General features: G+C 53.4%; 11 protein-coding genes. 3 read left to right on the forward strand and 8 right to left on the reverse strand.

Translation table 11 applies throughout. From position 1 onward, the window contains the following. Positions 1 to 85 precede the first annotated feature (85 nt). The 7 genes from gshB to metK form a co-directional block, all read right to left on the reverse strand. Entirely contained in the window at positions 86 to 1,030 is a 945-nt protein-coding gene (gene gshB / locus DFO57_RS11410; RefSeq protein ID WP_013027087.1) for a glutathione synthase, read from the reverse strand. A gap of 115 nt (positions 1,031 to 1,145) precedes the next feature. After that, entirely contained in the window at positions 1,146 to 1,877 is a 732-nt protein-coding gene (gene rsmE / locus DFO57_RS11415; RefSeq protein WP_014594512.1) for a 16S rRNA (uracil(1498)-N(3))-methyltransferase, read from the reverse strand. Between the two features lie 73 nt (positions 1,878 to 1,950). After that, complete coding sequence (gene endA, locus DFO57_RS11420; RefSeq protein ID WP_014594511.1) at positions 1,951 to 2,658, reverse strand: deoxyribonuclease I; 708 nt, start codon at positions 2,656 to 2,658, stop codon at positions 1,951 to 1,953. Positions 2,659 to 2,733: 75 nt separating this feature from the next. Further along, positions 2,734 to 3,246, reverse strand: coding sequence for a SprT family zinc-dependent metalloprotease (locus tag DFO57_RS11425; protein WP_042677525.1), 513 nt, complete (start codon positions 3,244 to 3,246; stop codon positions 2,734 to 2,736). Positions 3,247 to 3,351: 105 nt separating this feature from the next. Continuing rightward, positions 3,352 to 5,286 carry a methyl-accepting chemotaxis protein gene (locus DFO57_RS11430; RefSeq protein WP_014594509.1) on the reverse strand — a complete coding sequence of 645 codons (1,935 nt, stop codon included), beginning with the start codon at positions 5,284 to 5,286 and terminating at the stop codon, positions 3,352 to 3,354. Positions 5,287 to 5,531: 245 nt separating this feature from the next. Further along, positions 5,532 to 6,923, reverse strand: a complete 1,392-nt coding sequence (locus DFO57_RS11435; RefSeq protein ID WP_014594508.1) for a sugar porter family MFS transporter — start codon at positions 6,921 to 6,923, stop codon at positions 5,532 to 5,534. A gap of 462 nt (positions 6,924 to 7,385) precedes the next feature. Beyond that, positions 7,386 to 8,537, reverse strand: a complete 1,152-nt coding sequence (gene metK, locus DFO57_RS11440; RefSeq protein ID WP_013027081.1) for a methionine adenosyltransferase — start codon at positions 8,535 to 8,537, stop codon at positions 7,386 to 7,388. An 803-nt stretch (positions 8,538 to 9,340) separates the two neighbouring features. Here metK and speA point away from each other — a divergent pair. Next, positions 9,341 to 11,320, forward strand: a complete 1,980-nt coding sequence (gene speA / locus DFO57_RS11450) for a biosynthetic arginine decarboxylase (RefSeq protein ID WP_014594507.1) — start codon at positions 9,341 to 9,343, stop codon at positions 11,318 to 11,320. A 159-nt stretch (positions 11,321 to 11,479) separates the two neighbouring features. Continuing rightward, positions 11,480 to 12,400, forward strand: coding sequence for an agmatinase (gene speB, locus DFO57_RS11455; RefSeq protein WP_013027079.1), 921 nt, complete (start codon positions 11,480 to 11,482; stop codon positions 12,398 to 12,400). A gap of 43 nt (positions 12,401 to 12,443) precedes the next feature. Here speB and DFO57_RS11460 read toward each other — a convergent pair whose 3' ends face one another. Next, entirely contained in the window at positions 12,444 to 13,199 is a 756-nt protein-coding gene (locus DFO57_RS11460; RefSeq protein ID WP_015699583.1) for a M48 family metallopeptidase, read from the reverse strand. Positions 13,200 to 13,469: 270 nt separating this feature from the next. Between DFO57_RS11460 and tkt the strand changes: the two genes are divergently transcribed. Next, positions 13,470 to 15,464, forward strand: coding sequence for a transketolase (gene tkt / locus DFO57_RS11465; RefSeq protein ID WP_110015355.1), 1,995 nt, complete (start codon positions 13,470 to 13,472; stop codon positions 15,462 to 15,464). Positions 15,465 to 15,511: the final 47 nt, after the last annotated feature.

The raw sequence follows: 15,511 nt of genomic DNA on the forward strand, positions 1-15,511 counted from the left end.
TCTCACATGCTTTACCAAAGATAACCGGTGCGTGATTGCTGCACCGGTGTTGGGTTGATCACGGAGCATGGCCCCAGCGTTATGCTCAGCTCAGGCGCTTCTCAATGGCGTCCATCAGCATACCGGTGATGGAGACAGGGAAGGCGGCCTCAATTTCACGAATGCATGTTGGGCTGGTCACGTTAACTTCAGTCAGTCTATCACCAATAATGTCGAGGCCCACAAAAATCAGGCCTTTGGCCTTCAGTGTTGGACCGACGCGGCGGGCGATTTCCCAGTCACTTTCGCTCAGCGGGCGCGCTTCACCGCGTCCGCCAGCCGCCAGGTTTCCACGGGTTTCTCCCCCCTGGGGAATACGCGCCAGACAATAAGGAACCGGTTCGCCATCCACCACCAGCACGCGCTTATCACCGTCTTTGATAGCCGGCAGGTAGTTTTGCGCCATGCAGTAACGGCTTTCATGTTCAGTCAGGGTTTCAGCGATAACGCCGAAATTCGGATCGTCCTGCTTCACACGGAAAATAGAGGCGCCGCCCATGCCGTCCAGCGGTTTCATGATGACGTCGCCATGCTCTTGCCAGAACGCCCGCAGCTGTTGCTTAGAACGCGTGACCAGGGTGTCCGGTGTGAATTCAGCAAACCAGGCGGTATACAGTTTTTCGTTACAGTCGCGCAGGCTTTGCGGCTTGTTGACGATCAGCGTGCCCTGCTCTTCAGCCCGTTCCAGGATGTAGGTACAGTAGATAAACTCGGTGTCAAACGGCGGGTCTTTACGCATCAATACGACGTTGAGGTCGGCCAGTTTAATCTGCTGCTCACTGCCAAACTGATACCAACTTTCGGCATTCTGTTCCACGCTAAGCAGGCGAGTGCGGGCGTAAGCCACACCACCGCGCAGGGAGAGATCGTTCATCTCCATGTAGTGGATTTCGTAACCCCGGCGCTGTGCTTCCAGCAGCATTGCAAAGCTGGAGTCTTTTTTAATGTTGATGGATGAGATTGGGTCCATCACGATGCCAAGCTTGATCATTATTATCTCCTGAAGGAGGCGGCGGTTACCGTCTCGTTTCGTTCGGGCAAAAAGGGGCTGAGCAGTCAGAACGCGATGTTGATTACAGGCGTCCCAGTGGAGCTAAAAGTATCGCTTAACCCAGGTCACCAAACCTCACCTGAAGTGCCGTAATGGCAGTCAGGGCCGTTGTTTCGGTACGTAAAACCCGTGGGCCAAGCAGAATATCGGTAAAACCGTGCTGCGCCGTCATGGCAATTTCGTCAGCTGAAAGCCCGCCTTCCGGACCAATCAGCAGGCGAACGCGCTCAACCGGCTGAGGCAATGTGTTGATGCTGTGGCTGGCGCGCGGGTGCAGGTTCAGTTTTAACCCACTTTCCGCTTCACTGCACCAGGCTTCCAGTGCCATGGCCGGACGGATTTCGGGTACCCGGTTACGACCACACTGCTCGCAGGCGGCAACAGCAATCTTTTGCCACTGCTGAATTTTTTTTGCCAGGCGTTCGGCATCCAGTTTGACACCACAGCGTTCAGAAAACAGCGGCGTAATAACATTAACGCCCAGTTCGATTGATTTCTGGATGGTAAATTCCATTTTTTCGCCGCGAGACATGACCTGACCGAGATGCAGATGGAGGGGCGACTCGCGATCGTCTTCCTGACTTGCCGTGATGGATACTTTTACACGTTTTTTATCAACATGCGTGATTTCTGCAGCGAAAGTCAGATTACTGCCATCAAAGAGTTCTACATGCTGTCCGCTGGTCATACGCAGCACGCGACCAACATGACCGGACGCGTCTTCATCAAGCGTGATTTCACTGCCAACATGAACAGGCTGTGAGTGATAAATGCGAGGTATGCGCATAATGTCCCTGAGAGCTAAACGCCGCGAGGTTGACGCGGCGGGGCTGTGAAACAGTTAGTTTAGGGCAGGGATTTTAACGCGTGCAAGCCTCAAGCACATAAGGATTATGATTCCCCTGTACGCGAGCAATGCGCTGGTCGCGCTCGCATTCCCATTTGCTGACCGGATAGAGCTTGTTCCAGGCTGTAAATAACTGCGTTTGCTGACGTGACAGACGCAGATGATACTGGTCGCGCATATAGAAGTAAGTCCGGGCGATCGCGCCACGGGCCCGTTCGGGCGGCTGCGCCTGCTTGTTTTTAAAATCAATCTGCATGCTGCACTGACCGTACTGTTTATCCGTACCGTTCCACTGACTGTAGGCATAGTTACCGCGATCGCCATTCACTTCACCGATTGCCGGCTGCAGATTATGCAGGTCGGTTTCGATACGGCGATAGTCGGCATCTTTGCTGCAATTTTTGCGGCCGCCGTTCTGCCAGCACTGACGTTGATGGCCGAACTCCCAGGCGGGCATCACGTGTTCCCACTCGATACGTGCGGCGCGGTGGGCATTTTTGCGCGGCTGGTAGCCACAGCTGTTCAGATCAGGCTCCCCCTTTTTGCCGTGCCAGGTAATTTTACAGCCACAGTAAAAGCTGCCGGGCGCATCGTCATTAATCTCTGCGGCGTAGGCTTTTGCCTGTTGAAAATTATTTTGATGATAGTTGTTGAGGTTTAGGGCCTGGCTGTTAAAAGACGCGAGTAACAGTGCAGTCGTGATGAGAAATTTGCGAGACATGTTCCAGTTTTACCCCTGGTCCTTAAAAGGGCGGCAGGGTAACAGAATGCCTGCTCAGGCGGAATGAGAATCCGCTCAGGAAAGGGGAAAAACCTCGGCTTTCAATAAGCTACCGCAGTGAACGCAGCGGTACTCGCTTTCGCCGCGAACGACACGATTATGGCGCCTCACGGTAAGCTGGTGCTGTTGACACTGGCAGCGATAAGCAAAGGTGCGGCTGCGCACCGACTCGACCTCAAACTGATGGGTGCGCCGCGCCGGCACGCCCAGCACAGTCTCCATCATCCATTTCCACTCTTTGCCATGCGGTGCAACGCGGCCGAAGGTTTTCCACACCAGCAAATGGGCCAGCTCATGGGGAACGACTTCATCAATAAAGGCCTGCTGATTTTCCATCAGCAGGACAGGATTCAGGCGGATTTCCCATTTTTCCAGCCAGGCCGTTCCGGCAGCCGTGCCGCGCTGCTGATAAACCAGCCTGGGTTCGGGATAATGTTGTTCGAGCTTTTCATTTGCCCGTTCGAGCCCACTACGCAGGGCGCGCATAACGGCTTGTTGTAGGGCAATGGGAAGACGGGATGTTTTCATGGCGCTCAGCATAAGCGGCAGCGGCGTGGAACTCAACTCAACAGCAATATCGGTCCTGCAAAAAAGTCGTACCCGCCGAACCCGACGGGCAGACATGACATTATTTTAATGAAACTGCCTTATTGTCTGAGCCAGTTGCTGCGCCTGATCCTCAAGTGAACTGGACGCCGCTGACATCTGCTGAACCAGCGCAGCGTTTTGCTGGGTCGTGCCGTCCATTTCATTGACCGCGATGGTCACCTGCGCAATACCGCGGGCTTGCTCATCGGATGCAGCAACGATTTCACCAATGATGCGCTGCACTGATGAAACGGCATTTGTCATCTCATGCATGGTTTTGCCTGCATCGTTGACCAGCACAACGCCATTTTCAACCCGAACAACTGATTCCTCAATCAGGGCGGAAATATCTTTCACGGCGCTGGTTGTCCGCTGCGCAAGATTCCGGACTTCGGCGGCTACGACCGCAAAGCCGCGCCCCTGTTCGCCTGCGCGTGCAGCTTCAACAGCAGCATTAAGTGCCAGAATGTTGGTCTGAAACGCGATGCTGTTAATCAGCGTGGTGATATCACCGATTTTCTTTGAACTTTCATCAATCTGCGCCATGGTAGTGACCACCTGATCGACCAGGGTTTCCCCCCGGCTGGCGATGCGCGTGGCATTTTCAGTCAGGCTCGTTGCCTGCTGTGCATTATCCGCGTTCATGCGGATAGCTGCACTAATCTGCTCCATGCTCGCGGCAGTTTCTTCCAGTGCCGCAGCCTGTTCCTCGGTGCGTGAGGCGAGGTTGAGGTTTGCACCGGCAATTTCGCCCGCTCCCTGCTGGACCGAGGTGCTGGCGTCTTTGATTTGTCCCACAATGCTCTGCAACTGTGTCTGCATGGTGTTGAGGGCATAAAACAGGCTGCTGCTGTCGCCTGGCGCAACCTGAATGCCATTGTTTAACTGACCTTCAGCAACGGCCAGCGCAATGCGCGCCGCCTCTTCGGGTTCACCGCCAAGATGACGCATCACTTTACGGTTGAATAACAGACCCAGCACGGCCCCCACGGAAAGGATACTGACAATCATCAGCGCAATAGCCCAGTAAAGCTGCTTGTCAGCCGCCGCCATTACCTGGCTGACGGGTGCCACAATCCCTACATACCAGGGTTTCGTGTTGTTGCCCACGCTTATCGGGTACCAGGTGTACATGGCATTTTCTTTCAGTACGGGATCGTACTGTTCTGTCACTGCCGTACGGTAGCTGTTGCTGTTTCCCTGCCATTTTTTGCCGGCTTCACCTGCATTGGGGGAGGAAATCACGTTGCCGCTGTTCGAAAGCAGCAGCGCGTAGCCGGTTTCGTGCCAGGGTTTGATCTGGTTTACTTTTTTCTGGATGGCGGAAAGCAGGATATCGGAACTGACAACCAGCTTCAGTTTGTCATTGACCATAACAGGGGTAGCCACCGAGGTTAACCACTCTGGTTTTGCGCCATCATAAGCGAAGCTGTAAGGCTCAATCAGGGTGTCCTTTTGCGTTTCTTTCGGCAGTAAATAGTAATTACCGGCCCCCGGCTGCAGAAAGTCCATTGCCGGATTCATTTTGTAGCGCCCGTCTTTGTCCCGGTCAACATACCAGGCATAGCGACCACCCGGTGGCGTTCCCTGCGGCCCGACAAAGGCACTGTCACGGCCATCAAAGGCATCGGGTTCAAACACTACGGTCATCGACACAAAGTCAGGGTTTTTATTCAATGCATATTCCATCAGCTTGTCGGCAACTTTACGATCATTTATCCCTGCTGCAGGCAGGGCAGCAAGGCTTTGCCCCAGGTTTTGAGCGGCATCCAATGCATGCGTCAGTTCCTGCTGGATTTGCCCGGCGTGACTAGCAGCAATTTGCTGCAGGTAGTTAGCGGCAAGAGATTTTTGTTCTTTCGAGGACTGCCAACTGAGTAATCCGATGGTCGCAGTAAACCCCACGACGATCGTCATTCCGCCTGCCAGCAGCATCTGAGCACGGGTGCTCATCGTCTTTTTAGGGCTGGTATTGTTCATGCTATTTCCTGGTCAACGCGAAGTCTGAAAAAAGCTTTTTATAATGAAAACGTCAGGTAATTTATCGGCGTATATTTTTTCGACTTTAATGAAAGAAAAGCGAAGCGGGGAGGTGTAAGCCAGTAACGGCAAGGTCTGGGCGTTGAAACGGTAGGATATTTTTCGTTGTCAGTTGTGGGGAAAGCGGCAAGAAAAAAGCCAGTCAGCTTACCTTGACTGGCTCTAGGGGACATACTGAGGAGGGCTTACTGACCGATATCGCGCAGCTTTTTACCTGCCATCAGGTTACGTTCAATGTGCTCCAGCGAAACGTTTTTGGTTTCGGGAATCAACATCACCGTCAGGACGATGAAGAAGACGTTGAGCAGGCCGTAGACCCAGAAGGTCGGCGCATTGCCCAGCGTATTCAGCATGGTCAGGAAGGTTGCGCCGACAATCATGTTGGCGATCCAGTTCGTGGTGGTTGAAACAGTGATACCGAAATCGCGTCCTTTCAGAGGCTGAATTTCAGAACACAGAACCCAGATCAGCGGACCGGCTGACATGGCAAAGCCCACGATAAACATCAGCAGCATGCCAATCGCGAAGTACTGCGCACCTTGCGAATGAATGCCCATGTGCAGCATGGTGCCAAGAACGCCCATACCGGCTGCCATCACCAGGAAGCCCAGAATCAAGGTAGGCTTACGGCCCCAGCGATCCACCAGACCGATAGCAATAAAGGTTGCCAGTACGTTAACCAAGCCGACAATCACCGTTCCCCACATCTGCTGGGTGGTATTCGCGAAACCCGCAATCTCAAAAATTTTCGGTGCGTAATACATGATGACGTTCATGCCGGTAAACTGTTGCATCACCTGCAGCAGAATGCCCAGGTACACCGCACGACGGAAGTGGCTGCTGCTGGTAAATAATCCCCAGCCTGACTGTTTGATCTTCAGGCTTTCACGGATCTCATCCAGCTCGCGCTTCGCCTGCTCACTGGTATCACGCAGGCGATCCAGTACGCGTTGCGCATCACGGAAGTTGCCTTTCGCCGCCAGCCAGCGTGGGCTGTTTGGCAGGAAGAACACGCCGATCAGCAGCAGCAGGGCAGGGATGGTGATCACGCCCAGCATCCAGCGCCAGTTACCTGTGAAGCTGAACGCGGTATCGGAAAGGTACGCACCCAGAATACCGATGGTAATCATCAACTGATAAAGCGAGATCATACTGCCGCGGATTTTTTCAGGCGCAATCTCAGAAAGATAGAGCGGCGCAGTGTAAGAGGCGATACCGACCGCCAGGCCTAACAGCACGCGTGCGCTGATCAGCATTTCTGGGTTAGGTGCCATGGCTGACCACAGTGAGCCAATAACAAACAGGATCGCACCAGCCATCAGGCTTTTTTTACGCCCCAGACGCGATGACATCCAGCCGCTGCCGATAGCACCGATGGCCGCCCCGAACATCATTGAGCTGACAATCCACTCCTGTTGGTGTGCCGTAACGTTAAAGTCCTTCGCGATAAAGGGCAGTGCACCGGCGATAACGCCGATATCCAACCCAAACAGCAGGCCTGCAAGGGCTGCCAGAAAGCAGACAAATAAGGTCATTGCCTTATTTGAGGTTCTGCTTTTATGTGAATTGCCAGGCATGGTTGCCTCCAAAATTATCCATCATTGTTGTTATCGATGTTAAAAAACCTTATCTGGGCAAAAAGTGAGCCCGATCACATTGATGTAATCGCTTACACTTGCTGAAACCCTGAAATCCAGCATTTATAACCCAGAAAGGTCAAGTAACCAGTGAGGTATAGCACCCTCGAAGTTTCTGACAATGCCCTGTTTAACGCCTATCAGATGACGCTGAAAATAACGCATTTTAGGAAGAATAACTACGGCGATAAATTCCTAAATAGCCGATATCTAAAGCGTTTCAAATTGTAAGCGTTAACACATTAGCTGAGCACAGGCTGAGAGAAAGTGTAGCTGAGTTAAAAAAATGTGCAGGTGGGGGAAACTGAAGGCCCGAGAGGAATAAAAAGAAAAAAAAAGCCCCGCCGCGAGGCAGGGCTTTTTGAGACGTTTTCAGGCTTACAGGCTTACAGGCTTACAGGCTTACAGGCCCGCAGCCTCACGCAACTGTTCTGCTTTGTCAGTTTTTTCCCAAGGGAAATGTTCGCGACCAAAGTGGCCATAGGCAGCGGTTTCTTTATAGATCGGATGCAGCAGATCCAGCATCTGAATCAGGCCGTAAGGACGCAGATCGAAAAACTCGCGCACCAGTAAGGTCAGCTGTTCAGTAGACACTTTCTCAGTGCCAAAGGTCTCGACCATGATGGAGGTCGGCTCGGCAACACCGATGGCGTAGGAAACCTGGATCTCACAACGATCGGCCAGACCCGCTGCCACGATGTTTTTTGCAACATAGCGGGCGGCATAGGCGGCTGAACGGTCAACTTTTGACGGGTCTTTGCCTGAGAAGGCGCCACCGCCGTGACGTGCCATACCGCCGTAGGTATCAACAATGATTTTGCGACCGGTCAGGCCACAGTCACCCATTGGGCCACCAATAACAAAACGGCCCGTTGGGTTGATGTGATATTTGGTGGATGCGCTCAGCCATTCGGCAGGCAGGACGGGCTTGATGATTTCTTCCATCACCGCTTCCTGCAGATCTTTTTGTGAGATCGCTTCGCTGTGCTGAGTTGACAGAACGACCGCATCAATACCGACGATTTTGCCGTCGTCGTACTGGAAGGTCACCTGGCTTTTGGCATCCGGACGCAGCCATGGCAGCGTGCCGTTCTTACGCACTTCGGCCTGGCGCTGAACCAGACGGTGCGCATAGGTCACCGGGGCTGGCATCAGAACATCGGTTTCGTTTGTCGCATAGCCAAACATCAAACCCTGATCGCCCGCACCCTGTTCCAGCGGATCGCTGCGGTCAACGCCCTGGTTGATATCCTGAGACTGTTTGCCAATTGCGCTTAATACTGCGCAGGAGTTGGCATCAAAGCCCATATCGGAATGAACATAGCCGATTTCACGTACGGTATTACGAGTGATTTCTTCAATATCAACCCAGGCGCTGGTGGTGATCTCACCGCCAACCAGAACCATACCGGTTTTAACGTACGTTTCGCAGGCCACGCGCGCTTTGGGATCCTGTTCCAGGATCGCATCAAGCACAGCATCAGAAATCTGGTCGGCGATTTTATCAGGATGTCCTTCGGATACGGACTCGGATGTAAAAAGATGTTTAGCCATTATGTTCTTTACCTTACCAATGGTTTGAATTCGACTGCATAGCGCAAGTGAGTATTAGCTGACTTAACGCCCCTTAAGGCAAAGCCGTGAGCAGTCAGGTAGTGTCAGCACGCAGGCCAACTCCGCCTGGATATTAACCTGTTTAGATGGAAAACCATCTGGACGTCTATTTTAGGTTACGCGGTGAGCGAATTACCAGCCCTTTTTGATGTTGCACTGTTAACTTTACGCGCAGCAGTGGAAAATCCTGCTGACAGCGCGTGCATTAAGCAAATAATCTCTTTGCTTTTTTTAGGCGCAAAATGTATAAAACGCCGCTGCGTTCTCAGCAGCAAAAAGGATGACGCGCTTACCGCGTCGCGCCCGTCAGACAGCTGTCTGGCTTTCACCCAGGTGGTTTTCCACATGTCCAGGACATGTGCGGAGGTGATACGAGTAATGAGCCTTATCTTCTCTCTCCCGGCCTTTTCGCGTGCTGGCACGGCGCTGGCGTTATCCTGTTTCCCGTCCTTATTTCTCTTCTGCCGACATTTTATTGGTTTCGGTAATTATCCCGACACAAGCGCTGGTTAACCTCTGACGCGATAGCGGTTTATATCGTCCAGGCGGTGAGCGTCGTGAATTATTCGCGGCCCTTTTGTACCTGACGCGGCTGAGTGTTTTACACTTAACACTACAGTGATGCATCGTGCAGGTTCGCAACGCAGACAGAGCATGACGTAATATGTGGCAACGAATTTCCAGACTCCCGACCTTCAAGTCGGTTTACATTATTATCTTTCAACGGAAAATTGAGGTTCGCGATGTCTGACGGCATGAAGAATATCAAGGGTTCGTCAGCTGGCGAACAAGGTGCACTCCGCTCAATGCAGGAGGTGGCGATGAACGATCAGGACGCCAGCCTGATGCTGCGGACCTACAACATTGCCTGGTGGGGCAATAACTACTATGACGTCAATGAACTGGGTCATATTAGCGTCTGCCCCGATCCGGATCGTCCGGATGTGCGTGTCGATCTGGCTAAGCTGGTTAAGGAACGCGAGGCCCAGGGCCAACGTCTGCCCGCGCTGTTCTGCTTCCCTCAGATTCTTCAGCATCGCCTGCGCTCAATAAACGCTGCTTTTAAACGCGCACGTGAGTCTTACGGTTATACCGGTGATTACTTCCTGGTGTATCCCATCAAGGTGAACCAGCATAAGCGCGTCATCGAATCCCTGGTCAATTCTGGCGAACCGCTGGGTCTGGAAGCCGGTTCAAAAGCCGAACTGATGGCGGTACTGGCCCATGCCGGTCAGACCCGTTCGGTTATTGTATGTAATGGTTACAAAGATCGTGAATATATTCGTCTGGCGCTGATTGGCGAGAAGATAGGGCACAAGGTTTATCTGGTTCTGGAGAAGATGACCGAAGTGCGCATGGTGCTGGAAGAAGCCGAGCGCCTGAATGTGGTGCCGCGTCTGGGCATTCGTGCACGTCTCGCTTCACAGGGTTCTGGTAAGTGGCAGTCGAGCGGCGGCGAAAAATCTAAATTTGGCCTGTCAGCAACGCAGGTACTCAAGCTGGTTGAAATCATGCGTGAAGCGGGTCGGATCGACAGCCTGCAGCTGCTGCATTTCCATTTGGGATCGCAGATGTCTAACATTCGCGATATCGCGACCGGGGTGCGTGAGTCTGCGCGCTTCTATGTGGAACTGGCAAAACTCGGCGTCAACATTAAGTGCTTTGACGTTGGCGGCGGCCTGGGCGTTGACTATGAAGGTACCCGTTCGCAGTCCGACTGTTCGGTCAATTACGGACTGAATGAATATGCCAATAACGTGATCTGGGGAATTGGCGCAGCCTGTGACGAGCATGGACTTGAGCACCCAACGGTGATTACCGAATCCGGCCGCGCAGTCACAGCTCACCACACGGTGCTGGTATCTAACATCATCGGCGTTGAGCGTAACGAATTCAGTAAGCCAGAAGCGCCAGAGATTGAGGATGCCCCGCGTCCTATCCTGAGCATGTGGGAAACCTGGCAGGAGATGCACGAGCCGGACACGCGTCGTTCGCTGCGTGAATGGCTGCACGACAGCCAGATGGACCTGTTTGATATCCATACAGGCTACTCATCCGGTACCTACAGCCTGAAGCAGCGCGCCTGGGCAGAACAGCTTTATCTGAGCATCTGTCACTACATTCAGCAGCATCTTGATCCCAGCAACCGCGCGCACCGTCCGATCATCGACGAGTTGCAGGAGCGCATGGCGGACAAGATCTACGTTAACTTCTCGCTGTTCCAGTCCATGCCGGATGCATGGGGCATCGATCAGCTGTTCCCTGTGCTGCCGCTGGAAGGCCTGAATAAAAAACCGGAACGTCGTGCCGTGCTGCTGGACATCACCTGTGACTCTGACGGTACCATCGATCACTATGTTGATGGTGACGGTATTGCCACAACCATGCCGATGCCGGAGTACGACGTGGACAACCCACCGATGCTTGGCTTCTTTATGGTCGGCGCCTATCAGGAAATCCTGGGTAACATGCATAACCTGTTTGGTGACACCGAAGCGGTTGACGTGTTTGCCTTCCAGAATGGCGAGGTGGAGGTTCAACTGTCGGATGAGGGCGATACCGTGGCCGACATGCTGCAGTATGTTCAGCTCGATCCGAACGAACTGATGACGCTGTTCCGTAAGCAGATTCAGACCTCTGAACTGGATGACGAACTGCGTGAGCAGTTCCTGCAGGAGTTCGAAAGCGGTCTGTATGGCTACACCTATTTAGAAGACGAATAAAGCCCCGCGAAGCGCTTGCAGCGGGTCGGGACATTGTTGATAATCGGCAGCAACCCATCCCTTCCTCGTCGGGCCTAACGACGCGGAGGGGATTTTTTTTATCTCAACCTTCATGGTGCGCGGCCCAGGCCCGCCTCATGCACAGACAGAGGACGACTTATGTACAATACCCTCGGCAATCAGTACGACAATTCACTGGTTTCTAACGCCTTTGGTTTTATGCGTTTTCCGGTTAATTTCCAGCCTTACGACAGCGACGCAGAGTGGGTGATCACCGGGGTGCCCTTTGACGCCGCGACCTCAGGCCGTCCGGGCAGCCGTCTTGGCCCTGGCGCTATCCGCCAGATTTCGACCAATCTCGCCTGGGAAGGCTGCCGCTGGCCGTGGGAGTTTGACCTGCGTCAGCGCCTGAACGTGGTGGACTGCGGCGATCTGGTTTACGCCTTTGGTGATTCACAGGATCTGTCTGACAAGCTGCAGGCCCACGCAGAGAAACTGCTGGCGAACGGCAAACGCATGATGACCTTTGGTGGCGATCACTACGTCACGCTTCCCCTGCTGCGCGCGCATGCGAAGCACTTTGGTAAAATGGCGCTGGTACACTTTGACGCCCATACCGATACCTACTCTAATGGTCCAACGTTTGACCATGGCACCATGTTCTTTACCGCACCGAAAGAGGGGCTCATCGATCCTCAGCACTCGGTGCAAATCGGTATTCGTACCGAATTCGACAAAAGCCTGGGCTTTAACGTGCTGGATGCTGCTCAGGTTAACGACCGCAGCGTGGACGATCTTCTGGCGGAAATTAAGCGCACCGTCGGCGACCTGCCAGTTTATCTGACATTTGATATCGACTGTCTGGATCCTGCGCATGCGCCGGGCACCGGTACGCCGGTCATTGGCGGTTTAACCACAGATAAAGCCACTAAACTGATTCGTGGTTTACAGGGCATGAATATCGTGGGGATGGATCTGGTGGAAGTCGCGCCGGGTTACGATCACGCCGATCTGACGGCACTTGCCGCCGCTACGCTGGCGCTGGACATGTTGCACGTTCAGGCAGCGAATAAAGGCTGATGCGACAGAGGGATAACTTCAGGGTTATCCCTCTGATTCTGACTTACTTGCCGTCTGCGGCGATGCGATCGCGAATATGCTGCGCACGCGCTTCGGAGTCAGGATGCGAGTCAAACATTGAGCTTTGACGGCCCTGTTCCAGTTTTGCCAGTTTTTCAAAGCTGGTTGCCAGCCCGACCGGATCAATACCGCGCTTTTTCAGCAGGTTGTATGAGTAGTCATCAGCCTGAGTCTCCTGCGTCTGCGAGAACTGGGCATTTACTAATTTTTCACCCATATCACCCAACTGCGACTGTGACAGCGAACCAATAATACCGCCAGCCGATGCCGCCGCGGTGCGTGCTGCCGTTGTGGTGAAGGCGACCTGCATCGCTTTGCGCGTATGACCCAGCGCAACGTGGCCCATTTCATGGCCCAGTACCGCCTCGACTTCATTGTCGGTCATCATATCCATCAGTCCGCTGTAAACGCGGATGCAGCCATTGGCCATTGCCCAGGCGTTAACGTCTTTGGTCTGGTAAACCTTGTAGTTAGCCGGGATACCATTGATGTTGTCGCCCAGTGCCGCAGCGATTTTATTCAGCCGTTGCTGGTACTCGCTGTCAGCTGGCGCGACCTGATTTTCTTTGTCCATTTGGGCGCAGGACTGATCGCTAAGCTGCTTAACCTGAGCATCGCTCAACGTGTAAGCCTGAAATGCCTGTGCGCCGGATTGCAGCAGACCATTACTATTTACACCCTCACAGCCGCTAAGCAGCGCAACCAGGCCCAGAGCCAGTGCCATTTTATGAATTTTCATTCTGTCGTCCCATAAGTAACAAGATAAAAAACAAACACCTGAATCCGTACAAGGTGATTTAACCAACAGGTTATAGTTCGTGATAAACCTTTTTGCTAGCAGACATGACTGGAAAAGCCAGACGAAGCGGGAACATTTAGCGTTTTACGACATTACTTTTGCCCCGTTTTTCATGTACATTGTGGTGAAACTTTTCCCCGTGATTTGCCCGATAGCTGATTAATTACAACAGGTTAAGGCGAAAATCATTAATCCGAACTGGAGTAGAAGATGCCCTCTCGTAAAGATCTTGCCAACGCCATTCGCGCGTTAAGTATGGACGCAGTGCAAAAAGCTAAATCGGGACATCCGGGTGCCCCGATGGGCATGGCGGATATCGCCGAAGTCTTGTGGCGCGGCTATCTCAATCATAACCCAACCAACCCACACTGGGCCGATCGCGACCGTTTTGTTCTGTCCAATGGTCACGGTTCGATGCTGATTTACAGCCTGCTGCACCTTACCGGCTACGATTTACCGATTAGCGAGCTGGAAAACTTCCGTCAGTTGCATTCTAAAACGCCGGGGCACCCTGAATATGGCTATACCGTGGGCGTGGAAACCACGACCGGTCCGCTGGGGCAGGGCATCGCTAACGCCGTAGGTTTTGCCATTGCGGAGCGCACGCTGGCAGCACAGTTCAACCGTCCGGGCCATGAGATCGTAGATCATAATACCTGGGTCTTTATGGGCGACGGCTGCATGATGGAAGGCATCTCACACGAAGTGTGCTCGCTGGCGGGTACGCTGAAGCTGGGCAAGCTGGTGGCATTTTATGATGACAATGGTATCTCCATTGATGGTCATGTTGACGGCTGGTTCACCGATGACACCGCGAAGCGCTTCGAAGCTTACGGCTGGCATGTGGTGCGCGGCGTTGACGGTCACGATGCCGACGCCATCGCGAAAGCCATTGAAGAAGCGAAAGCGGTGAGCGACAAGCCGTCACTGCTGATGTGCAAAACTGTGATCGGTTTTGGTTCACCGAATAAAGCGGGGACCCACGACTCACACGGCGCACCGCTGGGCGATGACGAGATTGCGCTCACCCGCAAACAGTTAGGCTGGGACTATCCGCCTTTCGTTATTCCTTCAGACATTTATGCTGAGTGGGATGCTAAGGAAGTAGGCAAGGCGAAAGAGGATGCGTGGAACACGAAATTCGCGGCCTATGCCAGTGCCTTCCCAGAGCTGGCTGCAGAATTTACGCGCCGCATGAGCAACGAACTGCCGGCTAACTGGCAGCAGGAATCGCAGAAGTTTATCGAGCAGTTACAGGCTAACCCGGCGAAAATCGCCAGCCGTAAAGCCTCACAAAATGCGATCGAAGCCTTTGGTAAAATCCTGCCAGAATATCTGGGCGGTTCGGCTGATCTGGCACCCAGTAACCTCACCATCTGGTCTGGCTCTAAGCCCATCAATGAAGACGCTGCCGGCAACTATATTCACTACGGCGTGCGTGAATTCGGTATGACCGCGATTGCCAACGGTCTGGCGCTGCATGGCGGCTTCCTGCCTTATACCGCGACCTTCCTGATGTTTGTTGAGTATGCACGTAACGCCGCCCGTATGGCCGCGCTGATGAAAATCCGTCAGATTATGGTTTATACCCACGACTCAATTGGCCTGGGCGAAGATGGCCCGACGCACCAGCCGGTAGAGCAGATGGCGAGCCTGCGTACCACACCAAACATGAGCCTGTGGCGTCCGTGTGATCAGGTGGAATCAGCAGTGGCGTGGAAATATGCGATTGAGCGTAAAGATGGTCCAAGCGCACTGATCTTCTCTCGTCAGAATCTGGCGCAGCAGGATCGTACCGCAGAGCAGCTGGCAAACGTGTCCCGCGGCGGTTATGTGCTGAAAGACAGCGCGGGCACGCCAGAGCTGATTCTGATCGCCACCGGTTCAGAAGTTGAACTGGCTGTGGCTGCGTATCAGAAACTGACCGATGAAGGCCGTAAGGTTCGCGTGGTTTCCATGCCATCAACGGATGCGTTCGACAAGCAGTCTGCAGAGTATCGTGAATCTGTCCTGCCGAAGGCCGTTGCCGCTCGCGTTGCTATTGAAGCGGGTATTGCAGACTATTGGTTCAAATATACCGGCCTGAACGGCGCTATCGTCGGCATGACCACCTTTGGTGAGTCAGCGCCTGCTGAGAAGCTGTTTGAAGTCTTCGGCTTCACGGTAGACGACGTAGTAGCGAAAGCAAAAGCGTTGCTGGCCTGACAAAAGGGCGCAGGCGAGTGAAGGCTCGCCTGAACCCAGATGAAAGG

This window comes from Pantoea sp. AG702 (genome assembly GCF_003182295.1).
GTDB lineage: Bacteria > Pseudomonadota > Gammaproteobacteria > Enterobacterales > Enterobacteriaceae > Pantoea > Pantoea ananatis.